At 32.6% G+C, this 17,602-nt stretch carries 21 protein-coding genes; 10 read left to right on the top strand and 11 right to left on the bottom strand.

Annotated elements, in window-relative coordinates; genetic code table 11:
• Positions 1 to 3 precede the first annotated feature (3 nt).
• Both QXQ25_03055 and QXQ25_03050 read right to left on the bottom strand, forming a co-directional pair.
• Positions 4 to 1,023 carry a cell division protein FtsZ gene (locus QXQ25_03055; protein MEM0160687.1) on the bottom strand — a complete coding sequence of 340 codons (1,020 nt, stop codon included), beginning with the start codon at positions 1,021 to 1,023 and terminating at the stop codon, positions 4 to 6.
• Positions 1,013 to 1,375, bottom strand: a complete 363-nt coding sequence (locus QXQ25_03050; protein MEM0160686.1) for a ribbon-helix-helix domain-containing protein — start codon at positions 1,373 to 1,375, stop codon at positions 1,013 to 1,015. The genes QXQ25_03055 and QXQ25_03050 overlap by 11 nt, the downstream gene beginning before the upstream one ends.
• A gap of 163 nt (positions 1,376 to 1,538) precedes the next feature.
• Here QXQ25_03050 and QXQ25_03045 point away from each other — a divergent pair, with 163 nt between their 5' ends.
• Positions 1,539 to 2,678, top strand: a complete 1,140-nt coding sequence (locus QXQ25_03045) for an acyl-CoA dehydrogenase family protein (protein MEM0160685.1) — start codon at positions 1,539 to 1,541, stop codon at positions 2,676 to 2,678.
• Between the two features lie 118 nt (positions 2,679 to 2,796).
• Here the strand turns inward: QXQ25_03045 and QXQ25_03040 are convergent, their stop codons facing one another.
• From QXQ25_03040 to QXQ25_03030, 3 genes are read right to left on the bottom strand one after another with little or no spacing between them, the layout of a single operon-like run.
• Positions 2,797 to 3,918 carry an acyl-CoA dehydrogenase family protein gene (locus tag QXQ25_03040; protein ID MEM0160684.1) on the bottom strand — a complete coding sequence of 374 codons (1,122 nt, stop codon included), beginning with the start codon at positions 3,916 to 3,918 and terminating at the stop codon, positions 2,797 to 2,799.
• A 5-nt stretch (positions 3,919 to 3,923) separates the two neighbouring features.
• The gene (locus QXQ25_03035) at positions 3,924 to 4,709 is read right to left on the bottom strand and encodes a CoA-transferase (GenBank protein MEM0160683.1); all 786 of its coding nucleotides are present in this window, start codon (positions 4,707 to 4,709) and stop codon (positions 3,924 to 3,926) included.
• Complete coding sequence (locus QXQ25_03030) at positions 4,694 to 5,716, bottom strand: CoA-transferase (protein MEM0160682.1); 1,023 nt, start codon at positions 5,714 to 5,716, stop codon at positions 4,694 to 4,696. The genes QXQ25_03035 and QXQ25_03030 overlap by 16 nt, the downstream gene beginning before the upstream one ends.
• A gap of 254 nt (positions 5,717 to 5,970) precedes the next feature.
• On the opposite strand from QXQ25_03030, the gene QXQ25_03025 reads away from it, so the two are divergent.
• Positions 5,971 to 6,207, top strand: a complete 237-nt coding sequence (locus tag QXQ25_03025; protein ID MEM0160681.1) for a 30S ribosomal protein S17e — start codon at positions 5,971 to 5,973, stop codon at positions 6,205 to 6,207.
• 1 nt (position 6,208) lies between these two features.
• Here the strand turns inward: QXQ25_03025 and QXQ25_03020 are convergent, their stop codons facing one another.
• Positions 6,209 to 6,661: an OB-fold nucleic acid binding domain-containing protein gene (locus QXQ25_03020; GenBank protein ID MEM0160680.1), complete on the bottom strand. Its 453-nt coding sequence runs from the start codon at positions 6,659 to 6,661 to the stop codon at positions 6,209 to 6,211.
• A gap of 164 nt (positions 6,662 to 6,825) precedes the next feature.
• Between QXQ25_03020 and QXQ25_03015 the strand changes: the two genes are divergently transcribed.
• The 3 genes from QXQ25_03015 to QXQ25_03005 are packed head-to-tail and all read left to right on the top strand — an operon-like array spanning position 6,826 to position 9,595.
• A complete protein-coding gene (locus QXQ25_03015) occupies positions 6,826 to 7,599 on the top strand; it encodes an HD domain-containing protein (protein MEM0160679.1) in 774 nt (257 codons plus the stop codon).
• A 47-nt stretch (positions 7,600 to 7,646) separates the two neighbouring features.
• A complete protein-coding gene (locus QXQ25_03010; GenBank protein ID MEM0160678.1) occupies positions 7,647 to 8,825 on the top strand; it encodes an aconitase X catalytic domain-containing protein in 1,179 nt (392 codons plus the stop codon).
• Complete coding sequence (locus QXQ25_03005) at positions 8,822 to 9,595, top strand: DUF126 domain-containing protein (GenBank protein MEM0160677.1); 774 nt, start codon at positions 8,822 to 8,824, stop codon at positions 9,593 to 9,595. Before QXQ25_03010 ends, QXQ25_03005 begins: the two co-directional genes overlap by 4 nt.
• A 34-nt stretch (positions 9,596 to 9,629) precedes the next feature.
• Here QXQ25_03005 and QXQ25_03000 read toward each other — a convergent pair whose 3' ends face one another.
• Positions 9,630 to 9,821 (bottom strand): 4Fe-4S binding protein, encoded by a 192-nt coding sequence (locus QXQ25_03000; GenBank protein MEM0160676.1) that lies wholly within the window; start codon positions 9,819 to 9,821, stop codon positions 9,630 to 9,632.
• 273 nt (positions 9,822 to 10,094) lie between these two features.
• Between QXQ25_03000 and QXQ25_02995 the strand changes: the two genes are divergently transcribed.
• The 4 genes from QXQ25_02995 (at position 10,095) to pyrI (ending at position 13,735) form a co-directional block, all read left to right on the top strand.
• Positions 10,095 to 11,096 (top strand): class I SAM-dependent methyltransferase family protein, encoded by a 1,002-nt coding sequence (locus tag QXQ25_02995; GenBank protein MEM0160675.1) that lies wholly within the window; start codon positions 10,095 to 10,097, stop codon positions 11,094 to 11,096.
• Positions 11,097 to 11,164: 68 nt separating this feature from the next.
• Positions 11,165 to 11,809, top strand: coding sequence for a ribulose-phosphate 3-epimerase (gene rpe / locus QXQ25_02990; GenBank protein MEM0160674.1), 645 nt, complete (start codon positions 11,165 to 11,167; stop codon positions 11,807 to 11,809).
• 538 nt (positions 11,810 to 12,347) lie between these two features.
• Complete coding sequence (gene pyrB, locus QXQ25_02985) at positions 12,348 to 13,265, top strand: aspartate carbamoyltransferase (GenBank protein MEM0160673.1); 918 nt, start codon at positions 12,348 to 12,350, stop codon at positions 13,263 to 13,265.
• A 2-nt stretch (positions 13,266 to 13,267) separates the two neighbouring features.
• Complete coding sequence (pyrI, locus tag QXQ25_02980; GenBank protein MEM0160672.1) at positions 13,268 to 13,735, top strand: aspartate carbamoyltransferase regulatory subunit; 468 nt, start codon at positions 13,268 to 13,270, stop codon at positions 13,733 to 13,735.
• Positions 13,736 to 14,117: 382 nt separating this feature from the next.
• Here pyrI and QXQ25_02975 read toward each other — a convergent pair whose 3' ends face one another.
• Genes QXQ25_02975 through QXQ25_02960 form a run of 4 tightly spaced genes read right to left on the bottom strand, consistent with a single transcriptional unit; the run spans position 14,118 to position 16,996 of the window.
• Entirely contained in the window at positions 14,118 to 14,774 is a 657-nt protein-coding gene (locus QXQ25_02975) for a DUF120 domain-containing protein (GenBank protein ID MEM0160671.1), read from the bottom strand.
• On the bottom strand, positions 14,771 to 15,124 hold the full coding sequence (locus QXQ25_02970) for a PIN domain-containing protein (GenBank protein ID MEM0160670.1): 354 nt from the start codon (positions 15,122 to 15,124) through the stop codon (positions 14,771 to 14,773). The genes QXQ25_02975 and QXQ25_02970 overlap by 4 nt, the downstream gene beginning before the upstream one ends.
• Positions 15,121 to 16,365, bottom strand: coding sequence for a pyridoxal phosphate-dependent aminotransferase (locus QXQ25_02965; protein ID MEM0160669.1), 1,245 nt, complete (start codon positions 16,363 to 16,365; stop codon positions 15,121 to 15,123). Before QXQ25_02965 ends, QXQ25_02970 begins: the two co-directional genes overlap by 4 nt.
• Before the next feature lie 13 nt (positions 16,366 to 16,378).
• On the bottom strand, positions 16,379 to 16,996 hold the full coding sequence (locus QXQ25_02960) for a translation initiation factor IF-2 subunit beta (protein MEM0160668.1): 618 nt from the start codon (positions 16,994 to 16,996) through the stop codon (positions 16,379 to 16,381).
• 179 nt (positions 16,997 to 17,175) lie between these two features.
• On the opposite strand from QXQ25_02960, the gene QXQ25_02955 reads away from it, so the two are divergent.
• Positions 17,176 to 17,526, top strand: a complete 351-nt coding sequence (locus tag QXQ25_02955; protein ID MEM0160667.1) for a winged helix-turn-helix domain-containing protein — start codon at positions 17,176 to 17,178, stop codon at positions 17,524 to 17,526.
• Positions 17,527 to 17,602: the final 76 nt, after the last annotated feature.

Genomic DNA, 17,602 nt, shown 5'->3' with positions numbered 1-17,602 from the left:
TTTTTAAAATAAAATGTTGTTTAATGAATCATCGTCTTTTACTTCTAAGAATGGTAATTGTATATTTGTTAAAATGCATAGTAGCTTAATCTTGTTCTTCAGTGCTGGATCAATGTTAGTGCCCCAGATTATACTCTCTCTTTTGTTCATCTTCGATCCTATGGAATCAATGATTGACATAACTTCACTGAGCGTCAGCTCTTCTCCAGAGTTTATATAAATTAAAGCATCAGAAGACTTGCTATAGTCTAATTCTATTAACGGATGATTTAAAGTATCATCTACCAGATCTTTTAGGTTATTAATCTCTCCTTCACTGAATAATATAGTAGATAATTTACCACTAGAAAAAATCTTTTTAATTTCAGAAAAATTAATATTTATGCCATTGTGCTGTACTAGCATATTATAAAATGCTAATATTATCTCACTTATGAGCTGATCCATTACAAAAAAAGCTTTGTCTAAGGGAAAATTAGGAAGAAGCTGCATAAGTTTGTCATTTTCAAGCATTATAATGGTCTGCGAAAAATTTATAAGTGTTGCTACTCCCTGTTTAGCTTTTGTAACCCTTGCCCGCTCTATAGAAAAGGGGATTGAAACAATACTAACAACTAATGCACCTGACTTTTTTGCTAGATCTGCAATTAAAGGAGTCGCACCGGTTCCGGTTCCGCCGCCAAATCCAGCAATAATAAATACAATATCAAAATCATTAAATAAGGTCTTTAAGGAATCCATGGCAGCTATAATAGCCCTTTCACCTAATTCAATGTCTCCTCCAGTTCCCCACCCATGCAAAAGGCTACTTGACAAATGCACTTTTTTATCGGCATTTATGGTGCTTAGATGAATAGGATCTGTGTTTATAGCTATTGTGTATATGTCTTTTAATCCGAATCTGCTTATTCTGTTAATTGTATTAGAACCAGCTCCTCCTACACCAACCGCACATATCCTAAAACCCTCTTTAATTTTTATTTTATTATCGTCAAATTTATTTTTGTAATACTCAAGATTCATTACCTTCTGCACCTTTAAAAAATTCTTTATCTAACCTAGCACGGGCCAGTTCTCTAAACTTACGATTTAAATACTCTCTTATAGCAGTTCTAATCTCTTCTTCTTTAGAAACTGCATCTCCTGCTTCAACAAGCTGAGATAGTTGTTCCATTGTATTTTTTGGAATATCTACAGTTACTTTCCCTATATTCTGGGGAGGAAATTTGTTAGATATAAATTCCAAAATTGCAGAACGAATGACATCTGAAATATTTCTATACGAACCATTTTTTATAAGTTCATCTAATTTTTCATAAGCTTCTCCAGAGATCCTTATAGTAATCCTAACAGATTCTTTATCTAGATCAGACATAGTATACACCTTTATCCTTAATTGTCAGACAAATATACATAACTTTTAATAGTATATATATTTTTCTAAATAATTAAGATAATTTATTATATTTTTAATTGAATTTACAGATTAGAAAAAAATTAATAATGAAGTATGAATATAGAACCAATGGTGAATAATAATGATCTCTTTCTTAACTCCAGAATTAGAAGAATTCAAAACTAAAATTAGAGGTTTTTGCGAAGAGAAACTTGAAAAAAATGCGTCAAAATGGGATGAAATGGAAACTTTCCCATTAGATTCATTAAAAGCAATGGCGGACTATGGAATACTAAAGTATGGTATACCTGAACTTTACGGTGGGATTGGAGAGAGCAGGTTGAAATTAGATATTATAATTGAAGAAGTAGCGAGGGTAGATCCTAATACAGCTTTTATTCTAGAAGTAGAAAGTTTGTTTAACCAGACACTATTATTATATGGTTCAGAATCTCAGAAACAGATATTAAAAGAGATTGTAACAGGCAAAAAAATAGGAACTTTTGCTATGACCGAACCCACGGGAGGTACCGATGTTTCGGGAATAAATAGTACAGCAACCTATGACCCAAACACAAATCTCTATCTTTTGAATGGGTCTAAATATTTTATAACCAATGCCAGCGTTGCTGATTACTTTATAATCTTTGCAAAAACGAAGCCTGAATTAAAAGGAAAGGGGATCTCTGCTTTTCTTGTGGAAAAATCATTTAAAAATTTTAGAGTTGGAGATCCAATAAAAATGACTGGATTTAGAGGCTCTGCCATTGCGGGATTATATTATAAAAATACTCCTGTACCAAAAGAAAATTTAATAGGCAATGAAAATGAAGGGATTAAAGTTGCATTATCTACTTTTGATCGTGGTAGAGTAAATCTCTCTGCATTAGGACTAGGAATGTTACAAAGGGCTTTTGAAGAATCTTTATCATTTTCTAAAACCAGGAACAGTGGAGGTAATGCAATTATCTCAAACCAGTTTATTCAGAAGTATATTGCAGACATGGCCACAGATCTTGAATCTGCAAGATTGATGGTTTATAATACTGCAATGTTAATAGATCAAAATAAAGATTTCAGCAAAGAAGCTGCTATGACTAAACTCTTTGTTTCAGAAGCAGCAATTAGGCACATATCTAATGCTGTTGAAATATGGGGCGGTTATGGATATACAAGAGGCACTGTAATCGAAAGATTGGCAAGAGATGTTCATAATCTGACTTTGAGCCTTGGTACCTCAGAGGCAATGAGGATGGTAATATCAAGACATGTTAGTAAGTGAGCATCTTTATGTAACTACATCATCTATTGCAACCAAGAATTTCATATGCTAGCGTTACGCTTAGTGCCCCAAGGACTTAAACCATACTCTTGATTTTTAAATGAGCTTTTTTAATATTTTATCGCATGAGCTCTCTGAATATAATCAATCTCTGCACTTCGTTGGTACCCTCGCCTATCTCCAAAAGTTTTGAGTCACGAAGATATCTGTCTATTCCAAAATCTCTAAAATATCCATACCCACCATGTACCTGAATTGCAAAGTTTGAGATCTTCATGGCGATCTGGCTCGAAAAATATTTTGCCATAGAAGCCTGTTTCTTGAATGTTTTTCCCTGATCTTTTAAGAGCGCTGATTGCTGAACCATTAATCTTGCCGCTTCTAGCTCAGTTCCCAGCTCTGCTAGCCTGAATTGTAAACCTTCAAAATTCTCTAATTTTGAACCGAAAGCAGACCTTTCTTTCATGTATGAGACAACAAGATTAAATGCACCTTGTGCTAGACCAACGCCCATAGCGCCAATAGCTATGCGACCTGCATCTAAGATGTTCATTGCCTGTTTGTATCCTTCACCCTCTTTGCCTAACAGATTTTCTTCCGGAACTTCCACATCGTTTAAAAATATCTCTGCGGTCTCTGTACCTCTAACACCTAATTTATTCTTTATTGCATTTCTTTCAATTCCTTTAGCATGACCGTCTACTATAAATGCAGATATACCTTTTTCAGTCTTAGCAAATAATATCAAATAGTCTGAATGCACTCCATGGGTAATAAATATCTTAGATCCTGTTATTATATATTTGTCATCTTTTTTTAGAGCTTTAGTCTGAAGATTTTTTGCATCACTTCCAGACTGAGGTTCTGTTAAAGCCCAGGCAATCGGGTTTGCCGAAGCTATTACTTCTGGCACATATCTCTCTCTCTGCTTCTCATTACCATAAATATATAAATGTGAGAGTCCAAGGCTATTCTGTGCTTCTAAGCTAAGAGCTAAACCACCTGAATATCTCCCTACAATCTCTAGAATATATGAATATGTAAGCATATCCAGCTCTGAACCACCATATTTCTGTGGGATCAGTATTCCCATCAACCCTATATCTCTAAGCTCTCTGTAAAGCACTGAAGGTATTTCATCTTCCTCATCTATCTTTTTAGCTATAGGCTCTATTTTTTTCTTTGCAAATTCCTCTATTGTATTTATCAATATTTTCTGTTCTTCTTTTAATTCTATCATGTAAATCACTTTTTAAAAGATATTACCACACCTAATGGATCAAGCTCTCTCATAATCTTCAGTTCATTGTCGTTTGGTGCATCAGAAACTTTTACGTTGTCTGAAACTTCTATTTCAAAACTGCTGTTATTTTGTATATCCTGTAAACTTATGCCTGGATATGTTTCTATCAATCTTATTCTCTTTGTCAACGGATTAAAATCATATACTCCTAATTGTGTAATTAACCTGAATGGCCCAGTGTCTTTAGGTAGTCCTCTAGGTTCTCTACCTTTGCTATCTATGTACCCTGGAGAGGTCATAAAATCCAACTTTTTTACAAACTTGCTTTTGTCCTGCTTCATAATAATTATAGTTTTCCAGCAAAACGATGCAACATCGTTATTACCACCACTTCCCGGTAATCTAACCTTTGGCTTATACCATGATCCTATTACAGTAGTGTTTAGATTTCCATATGCATCTATCTGAGCACCTCCAATAAATCCATAATCTACAAAACCGCCCTGAGCTACAGACATTACGTAATCCATTCCTGATAGTAACAATGCTTTGTAAAAAGATAACGAGTCACCTACAGATAATGGGACTCTTGGAACCAAACTGCCAATTGAACCTGATTCAAATATTAATGTAAGATTTGGAGCATGCAGACGTTTTGCCAGCATCGCGGATAATAACGGTAACCCGGTCCCCACAAATACAGTTTTCTTATCTTCTAACACCCTCGCTGCAGCGACGGTCATCATCTCTACAGATGTATAGCTCATTTTTTTCAAGCCTCCAGCCATTTAAGATCTGGTAAAAGCTCTAATTTTTCTATTTTTTTCAGTTTTTTCATTTTTGCAATTCCACCTACTAATTCTAAGTATTCTTTAAAATTTTCAACATTATAAACATATTTTTTAAGATAATTCTCAACTCCTAAACTTGTTTTTGATACTTTTAACCATTCTGCCATAATTTCTTCATCAGAATAATATAAATACGGCATATTTGTCGGGTGGGCACCATATGGTATTTTTATCACGGCATCAACTAAAAAATAGGGTATTGCAGTTCTCTCAGGATGCATACGTATTTGATCATTGCTAACTATCTTTTCTGTTGTAATGATCAATCTTTTAGTAGCTCTTGCAAGATCTATGTCTTGAACCGTAATACCATCAATCTGAGAGTTTCCATACATATCTGATCTGTTCACATGAACAAACGCTACGTCAGGATAGCATGCAGGAATCAAAGATATCGGTTTGTAGCTAAACGGATCTTTTACTACTTTCGAAGAACTGTATTTTAAGGTATCACTGCCTAAAGCACCTCTGTTTGGTAAAAACGGTAATCCCATAGCAGCTGCTTTCAATCGTAATCCAAATCCACCATTACTCCATTCAGCAATCACTTTTACAGTACCATTTTCTACTGCTCTCCTAGATGCAGGAGATAGTCCTCTCAATTCGTGGCCAAATGTATATGTAGCTTCTATTTTATCTACAACCCCTGCAGCTACTAGAATATCAACATCGTGCACAGCAGTTTTTGCACCCATGGTCAAATTTCTTTTTTTCTGTCTGATTATTTCATATATTGCCGCCATAGGTGTACGCACATGGCCAAAACCTCCAAAAACAATATAATCCTGATCTTTTACAAAATTTCTAACTGCGTCGGACAAAGACATAAACTTGTTTGTATAATCTCTGGTTTTATTATCTCGAAACCATTCCCTCATATAATCTGGATCATGCCAACCAGCAAGTTTGCCTATGCCGTTTTCTAAAACAAATCCATAACTCATATCTATAATAATATTTGAAGTGTTTAAAAATCTTTCGAAATATGGATGTTGTCAATTTTTCATTGATATGTAAATATTATTTCATTTTGTTTGTGCTCATTGCTTTTATTTTGATCATTTAATTTGTTTTGTGAAAGATATGAGCTGTGTTAATTGATAATCTTTTCAATATTTTTCAACGGATAATTGACAAATCCAAAGATTCAAAAAATATATAAATAAGAAGCCCTTACCTCTTCACACTGTGATATAATATGGGAAGCATTAGACCTTTAATAATAAAAAATGTTGCGAAAGAGCTATTGGAAAAATATCCTGAGGAATTTAATGGAGATTTTGAAAACAACAAACAGAAAGTTAATCTATATACAAATGTACCAACTAAAAGAATTAGAAACTTAGTTGCAGGATATGCTACAAGATACTGGATAGTAAAGCACACTAAAAAACCAGAACGGGAAATTAGTATAGACAATATTGAAAACTTTTAATTTATTCGATAATTAGAACGCCCCACTTGCCTAAAGAAAGGGTGAGGCCATAACCATTTTCTTTTACGTATCCGTTTACTATTTTTATTTTACTCCCTATTTTTACGTTTTCAAGTTTAGGAATATCTCCATTCCAGAATGTAACTATGCATGTTCCTGTATCATCTTTAATTTTTACTTTTTTTACTGTAAGAACCTTGTCTTTAGATTTTACATTTTCTTTTTCAGAGATCTCTACCACTTCACCTCTTACAGTAGCATTTATTCCATCAATTAAAAATTTTATTTTATACGTATTACCTGGATTTTTACCGTACTCATCAACTATAATATAAGCAATGGCAATATCTGTAAGTAATCCACCATATTTTTCCCTTCTCTTTTCTATTTCGTTTAAAAATTTATCGTAAGTTATAAGGTCGTCTACTAGGGCATAAAGATCTTTTATTTCCATCTAATATCTCTATATGATATAGTTATTAATTAAACTATCTAAGGTTTCTATGTCAGAAATGGATGTTTAAGTTATTTGTTACTATATATCTAAAATTCAGTTGTAAATTTGTACCATCCGATCATTAGAAATTATAAAATAATAGATTATGCTATTCATCTTTTATGATCGATATTAATTTACCAATTCGTAATAATAAAACACTTGAAATATTACTGAAAGAAGTTAATGAAAGTATTGAACTAAATACTCTATGGAAAGCATCAAACATAACTGCAATAGATCGCTTAGGTTTTAGTGATCATGGCCCTGTCCATATAAGGATAGTTACTAACATAGCATTAAAGCTGTTAAGAATATTAATTAAAAAGGGTATAACTCCAACAATTGTTAAAAATTATGCATATTCAAATGAAGATGCAGAAGTTGTGGTTTTTTTAGGCTCAATTTTACATGATATCGGGCATTCCATACATCGCGTAGATCACGAACTATTAAGTACTTTTTTAGCGATAGATATATTAGAAAATTTACTGAAAGATGTCTATGATAAAGAGAAAAAAGAGATAATGAAAGTAGAAATATTGCATTGCATCTATTCTCATCGTTCAGATATAACTCCTTTAACAATAGAAGCAGGTGTAGTTAAGATTGCTGATGCTCTAGACATGGCAAAGGGCAGAGCCAGAATACCATTTAACGCCGGCAAGGTAAATATTTACTCTGTGTCTGCAATGGCTATAGAAAGTATAGAAATAGGAGAAGGTGCAAATGTGCCTATATCTATAAAGATTAAAATGCGTAATTCTGCAGGAATATTTCAGATTGACGAACTTCTAAAAAACAAGATTAACACGTCAGGCATAAAAGAATACATTGAGGTAGTAGCTGAAATTGGAAAAGAAGAAAAAATCATTGAGAAAAGTTATACAATTTAAAAAACACATGCAAGATTTTTAATATTTTATAGGCATATTGATAAAATATGTATTTAAGCAATGATGAAGAGCAAATATTACAAGGAGAAAAAGGAACTGCACTGCAAAAAGCAATGGAGTTGTTAAATTCTTTAGGTGCAATTTTTGGTGCAGAAAAATTAATTGAAATAAAATCTGCGCAGATTTCTGGAGTGTCATATAAAAATATTGGGGATGGTGGGATAGATTTTCTACAACATTTTAAAGGAGAGAAAGTGAAGGTAAAAACTACATTAAATCCCATTGGATTTGATATGGAGTACCCACACTATTTAAATTTATCTTCGGACTTTATTGCAAAGCAGATCAAAATTTTAAATCTTTATAAATCAATGGGAGTACTCGCTACTTACACTTGCACCCCCTATTATTTTGAGAATATTCCATCGTTTGGTGATGATATAGCTTGGGCAGAATCTTCAGCTGTAATTTACGCAAATTCAATACTTGGAGCCAGAACCAATAGAGAAAGCGGGGTATCTGCGATGGCTGCAGCATTGTTGGGAAAAACTCCATTATACGGATTGCACATTTCCGAAAATAGAAAGGCAACTGTAAAAATAGTTTTGAAGTTTACACCCTCAATGGCTGACTTTGCTGTAATTGGGTTATTGATAGGAGAAAAAGTTAAGAATGGGATACCTTATATTACAGGTATCAGAGACTATACAGAAAGTGCATTAAAAAGCCTAGGTGCAGCTATGAACGCAACCGGTGCAATACCAATGTTTCATGCTGAGATGATCACACCAGAATGGAAAATGTCGGACCAAGGATTAGAAAAAATAACGATTGAGGAAAATGATATAAAAGAATATCGAGAGAAATTTAATAGCCATAAAGATCCGGAACTCGTGGCTTTAGGATGTCCTCATTTATCCTATTTAGAATTAAAAGAAATTGCATTATACTTAAAAAACAAGAAGAAAAAAGATAATGTAGAATTGTGGTTATTTACGTCGCGATCTACAAAACAGAAAGCTTACAATTACGTGGCTCAGATAGAAGATTTTGGCGGTAAAGTTTATGCAGACACTTGTATGGTTGTTGCACCTATAAATCTAAAATTTAATGTTACTGCAACAAACTCAGGGAAGGCAGTTTACTATCTAAGATTACCAAACTACTCTAACCAGGATACTGTATTTTATGATATTTATACACTTTTGGAGATGGTCTGTAAATGATAATTGAAGGCAGAACTATATACAAAGGAAAGGCAGAAGGGTCTGTTATAAAATGTGATGAATCTGTTTCATTTTTGGGCGGTGTTGATTCAATAACATCTAAAATAAATAGTGGATTATGCAAAGATAGAGAGATTAAAGATTCTATTTTTGTATTTGATCGAGGAAAAGGAAGTACTGTAGGATCTTATGTTATTTACTCTCTAAAATATTATAATGTTGCTCCAAGGGCGATGATTTGCAGAAAAATTGATGAGATTGTAGCTACTGGTGCAGTAATGAGCAATATTCCTACAATAGATATGATCGATATAGATATATTCGCAGATAATGATTATGTAAAGATTAACGACAATAAAATAGAGATAAACATTGAACCTGTAGAAGTAGTTACTGGGATATTAAAATACAAAGACAAGATTTTGATACTTAAAAGAAGCGATAAAGTTAAGACAAACAAAAATAAATGGGCTGGAGTATCGGGTTATATAGAGCCTAAGGATGAACCATTATCCAGATCCATGATAGAAATAGAAGAAGAAACAGGCCTGAAAAAAGAGCATTTAAAACTTCTAAAACAAGGAAATTTTATTTATACGAGAGATCATGAAACATTGTGGAAAATTTACACCTTTCTCTGGGAAATAGACATAGATACTATTAAGATAGATTGGGAGCATACTGAATATAAATGGATCTCAGTATCTGAGTTAGAGTTATTCGATACTGTGCCAAAATTGAAAAATGTTATACTATCTCTTCTCAAATAAGAATTAGCAAATCTAAAATAAAAAAAGAGAGTGTTTATTTTTGAATTGTTATAGAGCCAGTTGGGCAGTTATCTAAACATTCAGTGCATCCATCAATGCAAGCTTCTGGATGTATTACTTTACTTACATTTTGTATTTCAAAAACTATTGGATTCGCAGGACATACTGATGCGCATATTCCACAAGCAATGCATGTTGGTTCATCGACTACTGGTTTCTGTGTCATTTCATAAATCACCTCAAATTTTCTACTAAAAGCATTAATACGAAAATTCATATAAATCTTTTCATGAGATAACATTGCCTGAATAGTAAATTTTTTTAACGGCCGGCTTTTTTTGCGATACCTGTCAGGCATCTGATCTTTAGGAAAGTTCATATATGGTAGTGATATAAATGTAAAAAAACCGAGCTGAAAATTTACATATGTACAGAGCAGATGATAACAGGCCAGATCTTATCAACGAAGATTTGACAAAATCTATTAGATAGTAAAAAGATGTATGCAGTTAAAGTAGAAAAAAAGAATGGAGAGAGAATCCGGAAAAAGTTAGAAATAGCTAAAAAGTTAGATCATACTAGGAAAATAGAACTTGTTAACAACAACCTGATACTTCCTATAACTGAGTATATTAAAAATACTGATCTTCAGGTAATAGAATATAACGGTACTGAGAGATCAGGGACTCTTTCTCCTTTTGAAAAAATAAAGGCAAAGTTAGATATTTCTGAAAGTTTAAAGGAGCATCTTCCCAATAGATGGGAAAAATATGGATCTGTGCTAATATTGAAATATCCACCCATACTAGAACCTTTTAAAAATCAGATTTTACCTGTTTACGCTAAAGAGTTAAACGTCAAAACCATACTTAATGAGAAAGGTAAGATTCATGACATAATCAGAGTTCCGGATATGGATATAATTTATGGGAATGAATCTGAAACAATACATATAGAGAATAGTATAAAATATAAATTTGACGCAATTAAAATTATGTTTTCTTCTGGAAACGTGAATGAAAGAATAAGGATGAGCAAGATCAATGTTGATTCTGAAACAATTATAGACATGTTTGCCGGGATCGGTTATTTTGCATTACCTCTAGCAAAATATCAAAAGCCAATAAAGATTTATGCATGTGAATTAAATCCTGTTGCCTTTAAATATCTTAAAGAGAATATTAAGTTGAATAATATTGATAATATTGAGCCATATTTAGGAGATAATAGAAACTTTGATAAAGCAAAAGCAAACCGTATTTTGATGGGATATATAAATACTGAAAAATTTATACCTAAGGCACTTTCATTGTTGGCAGATGGAAAAGGAACAATCCATTTTCACAATACATGGACTACTGAAGAATTGAAAAATAAGAGTTTAGTTTTAGACAATTATTCTAAAAGATATGGATTTGAGTATAAACTTCTATATTTTTCCGTAGTAAAATCATATGCTCCACATATATGGCATATTGTAGCAGACCTCAAGATATTATAGAGCATATTTAATCTATATTCAAACCAATTAAAAAAGAGTTAATATAATACCTGATTATTAACTTACTTATGGTTATATTAGTGCCATCTATACTTTCTGCTAACTTTGCTAATTTAGAAAAAGATATAAAAGAATGCGAAGCTAATGGAATTAGTATGTTTCACTTAGACATAATGGACGGTCATTTTGTTCCGAATATATCTTTTGGGCCTATTGTTGTAGAAAGTATAAGAAGAGTAACATCGGCTAAATTAGACAGCCACTTAATGATTGAACACCCAGAAAAGTATATGGATCAATTTATAAGTGCAGGATCGGATATTATCACTGTTCATGTTGAGACAATTAAAGATGATAAAATATTGAAACAAGCTAAAAAATCTAATATTATGATTGGTTTGGCCATCAATCCTGAAACAGATGTTTTCAAGGTTTCTGGTTTTCTTAAGTATATAGATTTCATATTAGTTATGTCGGTTCATCCTGGTTTTTCAGGTCAAAAATTTATAATCGAATCACTCAATAAAATAAAAAATATTAAAGAAATTATTCTAAAAAATAATTTGAACATTAAGATCGAGGTAGATGGTGGTGTAAATCAAAGTAATGCAAAGGCTATAATTGAGGCTGGTGCGGATTATCTAGTGGCTGCAAGCGCGATATTTAATGGCAATATTTCAGATAACATAAAAAAGTTTTATTCTATATTTTAAACAAGAAAGTTACTATAGCCTAAATAAATATGTGCAACAATTATTTTTGTAATAGCTAATCCTCAACTAAAGCATCGGAGCTTTTTAGGATCACGAATATCTGCTTTTACAGAGATATTTCATATTAGCAGGATAACCGTCACAGGCGTAATTCAAATTGCACCACTCCTACTTTTATCATTTCTATCTTCGCCATGTTTAGCGATGTGTTCAGATCTCTGTCTAATTCTATTCACAGTTTTCACAATGATATTTTCTAATAAAAATAGTTACAAACAAATCTGCAACAAAAAGAGGTTTTTCTAATACTTTTTTGTGATGATAAAGCTTTGCTTTGACAGTTTTAATCATTTCTTATATATAATCATCTATTGAAAACAGTCCATATATCCCCTATCTAAATACTGGAGGATTACTGCTAACTTTATTTTACTTGCTAACTTATTTCTGTGTTTTACGCGCTTTTATTTTTTCAACCAGAATTTTATTCATAAAAATTGCAAAATATTAAATCAAAGTATTTTATTAACTGTTAATAATGATTAAAGGAAAAGATATAGTCTCTATAAAAGACCTGAAAAAGGATGATATTGAAGAGATTTTCAGAGTTGCTGACACAATGGTTCCCTATGTTAATGGAAACAGTTTAGATATATTGAAGGGCAAGGTTCTTGCTACACTTTTTTTTGAGCCTAGCACCAGAACTAAAATGTCGTTTGAAGCTAGTATGTTCAAGCTTGGAGGAAATGTAATAACTTTCTCAGATCCCAAAAGCACTTCTTTTGCAAAGGGAGAAACACTTGCAGATACTATTCGAATGGTCGACGCGTATTCAGATGTGATAGTAATAAGACATTCTTATGAAGGTGCTGCTAAACTAGCCGCTCATTTTGCAGATCACCCTGTCATTAATGCAGGGGATGGTGCTGGCCAGCACCCAACGCAGACTCTTCTGGATTTATATACCATAAAGAAAGAGAAGGGAAGGTTAAACAACATTAACATTGGATTTGTTGGAGATCTGAAATATGGAAGAACCGTCCATTCATTAACACATGCATTGGCAGAGTTTGGTGCCAACCTTTATTTTATATCGCCAAAACTTTTACAGATGCCGGATTACATAATTAGAGAGATATCAGACAGAGTTAACCATATAGTTACTGACAATCTTGAAGAAGTAATAAAAGATCTAGATGTAATTTATGTTACTAGAATTCAAAAAGAACGTTTTGGGGACATAAACGAGTACCAGAAAGTTGCAGGATCTTATATAATAGATAGAAAATTGTTAGAAAAAGCAAAGGAAAATGTAATAGTGATGCATCCACTGCCTCGCATAAATGAGATAAGTACAGACGTTGACGCTTTACCTAACGCAAAGTATTTCACGCAAGCGGCTAATGGTGTGCCTATAAGAATGGCACTTTTGAGCATGGTACTGGGAGCTAGATAAATATGGATGAACAAACATTAAAAGTTCAAAAAATAAAAAACGGAATAGTGCTAGATCATATAGATAGCGGTTTCGCGCTGAAAGTATTGAAGATATTGGGAATTGAAGACGATATTGGATCTACAATTAGTATTTTAATGCATGTAAGCAGTAAGTCCAAAAAATTTAAGGATATTGTAAAGATAGAAGATAGATACATTGGCGAAAAAGAAATAAATAAAATATCTTTGATTACTACTTCTGCTACAGTAAACATTATAAAAAACTATGAAGTAACAGAGAAATACAGAGTTCAGGTACCGAAATCACTAAAAGGTATTGTAAAATGCTCCAATCCAAGCTGTGTTACTAATCAAAATGAACCAATAGAACCTGAATTTATAACAATATCCTCAAAACCAATTAAGATAAAATGCAAATATTGTGAACGAGAAATGGATCAACAAGATATCTTAAAAAACATAATTTGAGCTACTCCTCAGCTAAAGTATCGGAGTTTCCTTGCCCCTATGCCCAAGAGTGTACGGATATATTTCATGCTAGCAGAATGTTGCAATCTCCACAAACGTAAATTCAGATTGCGCTAACCTGCTTTTAACGTTTCTATCTTCGCCATGTTTAGCGATGTGTTCAGATCTCTATCTAACCCTATTCACAGTTTTCACAATGATATGTTCTGATAAAAATAGTTGCAAACAAACCTGCAATCACCAAAATGTTTTTCAATACTTTTTTGTGATGATAAAGCTTTGCTTTGGAAGTTTTAATTATTTCTTATATATAAGCATCTATCAAAAACAGTCCGCGTATTTCCTATCTAAATATCGGAGGATTACTAATACTAACTTTTCTTTATATATTTATTATTATTTTTATCTGATCCCCATCTTTCAGTTTGAAAAAATCTCTTAATTTTATTGCGGAAATTATCTCGATTGTATCCGTATAATGAGTTCTGTCTGGTATAATTAATGCCGCGTTAATCTCTTCAATTTTAGCATGATAAGCTATTACGTCTCCGAATGATCTATCTTCAGTTTTAAATCCTTCTATTACTATGCCTTGGGCAGCTCTAATCAATTCTAGTTTAGGTAAATACTCACTGTTTACCTTAACGTTAAGAGTGCCCAAAAAAGGTTTTATATTAAGTTTTTTAATGATCTGGTCCCTATAATTCCTCTCTTTCATATAGTAGTACCCTTCTCCAAGCCCAGAAACTACTTTTCCCTCAAGTTCTATATTGTTATTCATTTCAAATATTTTCATATAATCAATCATCTCTTTTTTAAGCACTGTTAAGCCTTCTTCAGTAATTTTAATTTTTTGTGATTTTACGCCCATTGACCTGCTGATATATTTATATTTGTCTAATATCAGAATTTTTCTAGAAAACGATTGCTGGCTTATATTCATTTCTTTTGCGCAGGCATTCGTTGTAATGGTAATAAATTGTTTATCTGCTCCTTTCAAAGCCAGATATTTTAATATATCCAATTCCTTAAATGTCATTTTTCCACCATCAGATATGATTTTTGTCTTGGTATGACTCTTATAATACTTTTCTCCTTTAAAATTCTTCTTAATTCTTTATCATTGGTAGCTACTGCAGCATTTAGCTTTTCTGATGCCTCTATAACACCTAAATCTCCTTTTTTAGTGGTTATGACGTTATTATATTTATGAATAAGGTTCAATGCAGATTTAGCATTGTTATTCTTTATTGCAAGTTTCTTTAGTTCTTCAACCACACAAGTTGGTACATAAATTTCTGTAAAATTTAGCCTGTTCAGCTCTGTGTCAAGATTAATTTTCGTGGTAAATGGAAGTAATAAAATATTTGTATCTAGTACAACTTTCATTTTTTTAGATATGCACCTACTTTTTCCATTCCCTCTTCGATGAGAGAAGTATTTAGCACAAGTGGCCCATAAGAAATTCTTACTCCATTTTCAAGGCTTTTACCAAAACCAGCACCCGGAATAAATAGAACTCCCGTATTTTTCAACACGTCCATTACAAATTTGTCACCATTATAAGGTACTTTCATCACTGTATAAAGTCCACCCTCAGGTTTTAAGTATGGGTAACCTATCTCTTGCTCTATAGCCTTTGCTGTTACCGTAGCTGCCTTTTTATACATTTCTCTTGATTTTTGAAGATACTTGTTTAGGTTTCCATTCTTAATGTTCTGGTCTAAATAATTGTAAAGTGCCATTTGATGGAGCGTATCTGGGCAAAGTACTGTTGCCTGCTGTACACGTTCTAAGGCATTTATGATCTCTGAATCTGCGATAACCCATCCCAACCTTCTTCCCAACCCTCTACCCCACTTAGAATTAGATTCAATAAGTATTAAATTTTCATAATCTAGAGGTCCATCAGAAAAATAAGTAGGATAGTTTTCTGAAAAATACTGAGATTTGTAAGCAGTATCTATGGCGACATAAGCATTATAATCTTTTGCTATTTTAAAAACAGATTTTACAAAATCATAATCTGGTATCTGACTCGTCGGATTATCGGGGGAAGGAAATAGAATTAACTTAGGTCTGTTATTTTCAAACTCTTTTTCTAATCTTTCAAAAATCAGTTTTTTGTCTCCAAAATATCGCCATGACTCTGGGTCCAATACTTGCAAAAATCTAACTTTTATACTTGGATCTACAAAACCAATTTGCCCCATATAATTGGCATATGTTGGATCTAAAAACAGTACACTGTCACGAGGATCTAATATTGTCCTGAATAGATCTATCGTCAGCTGAGTGCTACTTGCTCCAATAATAATGTTTTCCAAGTTAACTTTCATCCTGTAAATACTGTATTCCATTTCTCTAAGTTTATCTCTAAGCTCATTTGTGCCCAATGTCGCACTGTAAGCTCCACTTTTATGGAACTCTTCCTTATCGTTTACAACTTTTAGGTAACTATCCCTGAGCTCTTCTGGAGAATAATGATTGACCCAGCCACCACCAAAAGAAATTAGATCATCAGGATTTAATCCCATGTTAATGATGTTTTGTCTCTCCGCAATTTTCATAATCTGCCTGATTGGAGAAGGGCTATTAAGCTGTTCTTTAACCATTTTTGATAATGTCATTAGAAATTCACCTCTACTTCACGATAGATCCAAAACCAATATTCTTTTTTATTTTTTCAATTTTAACTTTGAGTTTCTGCCCTTTTTTTGATCCTGGCACATAAATCATATATTCTCCCTTTCTGGCTATTCCATCACCATCTCTACTTAAATCAGATATTTCCAAGTCATATATCTTTCCCTCTTCAATTTTTTCTTCCTGCACTCGAATATCAATTTTAGCTGAGACAGGTCTACTGGCGCCACAAGCTTTACAAACTAATATCTCAATTCTATCTTCTTTTCTAAGCATTGTATCTGGACTGCCACACTCATAACACAAGACATAAATTTTAATGTAATCATTAATCTTTAATTTTACATTTATAGGTGATACTTTTCCTTTAAATATCAGTCTATCTCCTTGTAAAATACCGGCAGTACCAAGTTCCCGTAATAAAAATTTAGAAAGATGCGATGGATCTCTATCTATCTTTTTTGCTATTTCTACAAAGTTACGAAATATTGTGTTTTTACCTTCTATCATTAAATCTGCTTCAGGTATCTGAAATCGATCATTTGAAGTTGTCAGTGTAGGCATTTTTTCTCTAGCTCTCTTTAACAGAGATTCATAATCAAATATATTACTCATCGCACCCTTTAATTACATTTTTGCTTATATAATTTGTTATTATACACGGCGTAATAAATAATTGCGCATATTTATATATTTAAAATGTACATGATCTTTACTATACAGAATGAAATTAAAAGAAATTCTGAATCCAGATACGATCATAGACTGCATGGTCTTATGAGTTTGCAAAAATATTGAGACATTCTCCAAGAACAATAGAGTGCTGGATCAATTCATTTAACTCTGATGGATTAGGAGCATTTTATGATATAGAGAAATCTGGAAGACCATCAAAACTATCCAGCGAGATTCTCAATGATATTAATAGAGATTTAAGAAAGGATCCTCACGAATTTGGTTATTTTCAGAACATGGGGGATGGCATTCTTCTGAAAAGATATTTGCTGGACAAATATAACATAGATCTTGAGGTAAGACAGTGCCAAAACATATTTCACAAACTTGGATTTAGGTTAAGAAGACCCAGATCTATTATCGCAAAAGGAGAAAGAGATCTTAAAGACAATTTTAAAAAAACTCTTTGATCTGATCTCAGAAAATACTAACTTATTATATTTGGATGAATGTCACTTCAACCAGCATGGCTCCAGATACAGAATA

The organism is Thermoplasmata archaeon (genome assembly GCA_038729465.1).
Classification (GTDB): domain Archaea; phylum Thermoplasmatota; class Thermoplasmata; order Thermoplasmatales; family ARK-15; genus JAVRLB01.
The sequence above is the reverse complement of the archived record's forward strand: the minus strand, read 5'-3'. Positions and strand labels throughout refer to the sequence as shown.

Coding starts and splice junctions, on each gene's coding strand:
- QXQ25_03020 (MEM0160680.1), bottom strand. CDS start 6,661: ATGGAAATAAAAGATCTTTATGCCCTAGTAGACGACCTTATAACTTAC.
- rpe (MEM0160674.1), top strand. CDS start 11,165: ATGGTTATATTAGTGCCATCTATACTTTCTGCTAACTTTGCTAATTTA.
- QXQ25_03045 (MEM0160685.1), top strand. CDS start 1,539: ATGATCTCTTTCTTAACTCCAGAATTAGAAGAATTCAAAACTAAAATT.
- QXQ25_03040 (MEM0160684.1), bottom strand. CDS start 3,918: ATGATAGAATTAAAAGAAGAACAGAAAATATTGATAAATACAATAGAG.
- QXQ25_03055 (MEM0160687.1), bottom strand. CDS start 1,023: ATGAATCTTGAGTATTACAAAAATAAATTTGACGATAATAAAATAAAA.
- QXQ25_02995 (MEM0160675.1), top strand. CDS start 10,095: ATGTATGCAGTTAAAGTAGAAAAAAAGAATGGAGAGAGAATCCGGAAA.
- QXQ25_03010 (MEM0160678.1), top strand. CDS start 7,647: ATGTATTTAAGCAATGATGAAGAGCAAATATTACAAGGAGAAAAAGGA.
- QXQ25_03015 (MEM0160679.1), top strand. CDS start 6,826: ATGATCGATATTAATTTACCAATTCGTAATAATAAAACACTTGAAATA.
- QXQ25_03005 (MEM0160677.1), top strand. CDS start 8,822: ATGATAATTGAAGGCAGAACTATATACAAAGGAAAGGCAGAAGGGTCT.
- pyrB (MEM0160673.1), top strand. CDS start 12,348: ATGATTAAAGGAAAAGATATAGTCTCTATAAAAGACCTGAAAAAGGAT.
- QXQ25_02965 (MEM0160669.1), bottom strand. CDS start 16,365: ATGACATTATCAAAAATGGTTAAAGAACAGCTTAATAGCCCTTCTCCA.
- pyrI (MEM0160672.1), top strand. CDS start 13,268: ATGGATGAACAAACATTAAAAGTTCAAAAAATAAAAAACGGAATAGTG.
- QXQ25_02975 (MEM0160671.1), bottom strand. CDS start 14,774: ATGACATTTAAGGAATTGGATATATTAAAATATCTGGCTTTGAAAGGA.
- QXQ25_03050 (MEM0160686.1), bottom strand. CDS start 1,375: ATGTCTGATCTAGATAAAGAATCTGTTAGGATTACTATAAGGATCTCT.
- QXQ25_03035 (MEM0160683.1), bottom strand. CDS start 4,709: ATGGCTGGAGGCTTGAAAAAAATGAGCTATACATCTGTAGAGATGATG.
- QXQ25_02960 (MEM0160668.1), bottom strand. CDS start 16,996: ATGAGTAATATATTTGATTATGAATCTCTGTTAAAGAGAGCTAGAGAA.
- QXQ25_02970 (MEM0160670.1), bottom strand. CDS start 15,124: ATGAAAGTTGTACTAGATACAAATATTTTATTACTTCCATTTACCACG.
- QXQ25_03030 (MEM0160682.1), bottom strand. CDS start 5,716: ATGAGTTATGGATTTGTTTTAGAAAACGGCATAGGCAAACTTGCTGGT.
- QXQ25_03025 (MEM0160681.1), top strand. CDS start 5,971: ATGGGAAGCATTAGACCTTTAATAATAAAAAATGTTGCGAAAGAGCTA.
- QXQ25_03000 (MEM0160676.1), bottom strand. CDS start 9,821: ATGACACAGAAACCAGTAGTCGATGAACCAACATGCATTGCTTGTGGA.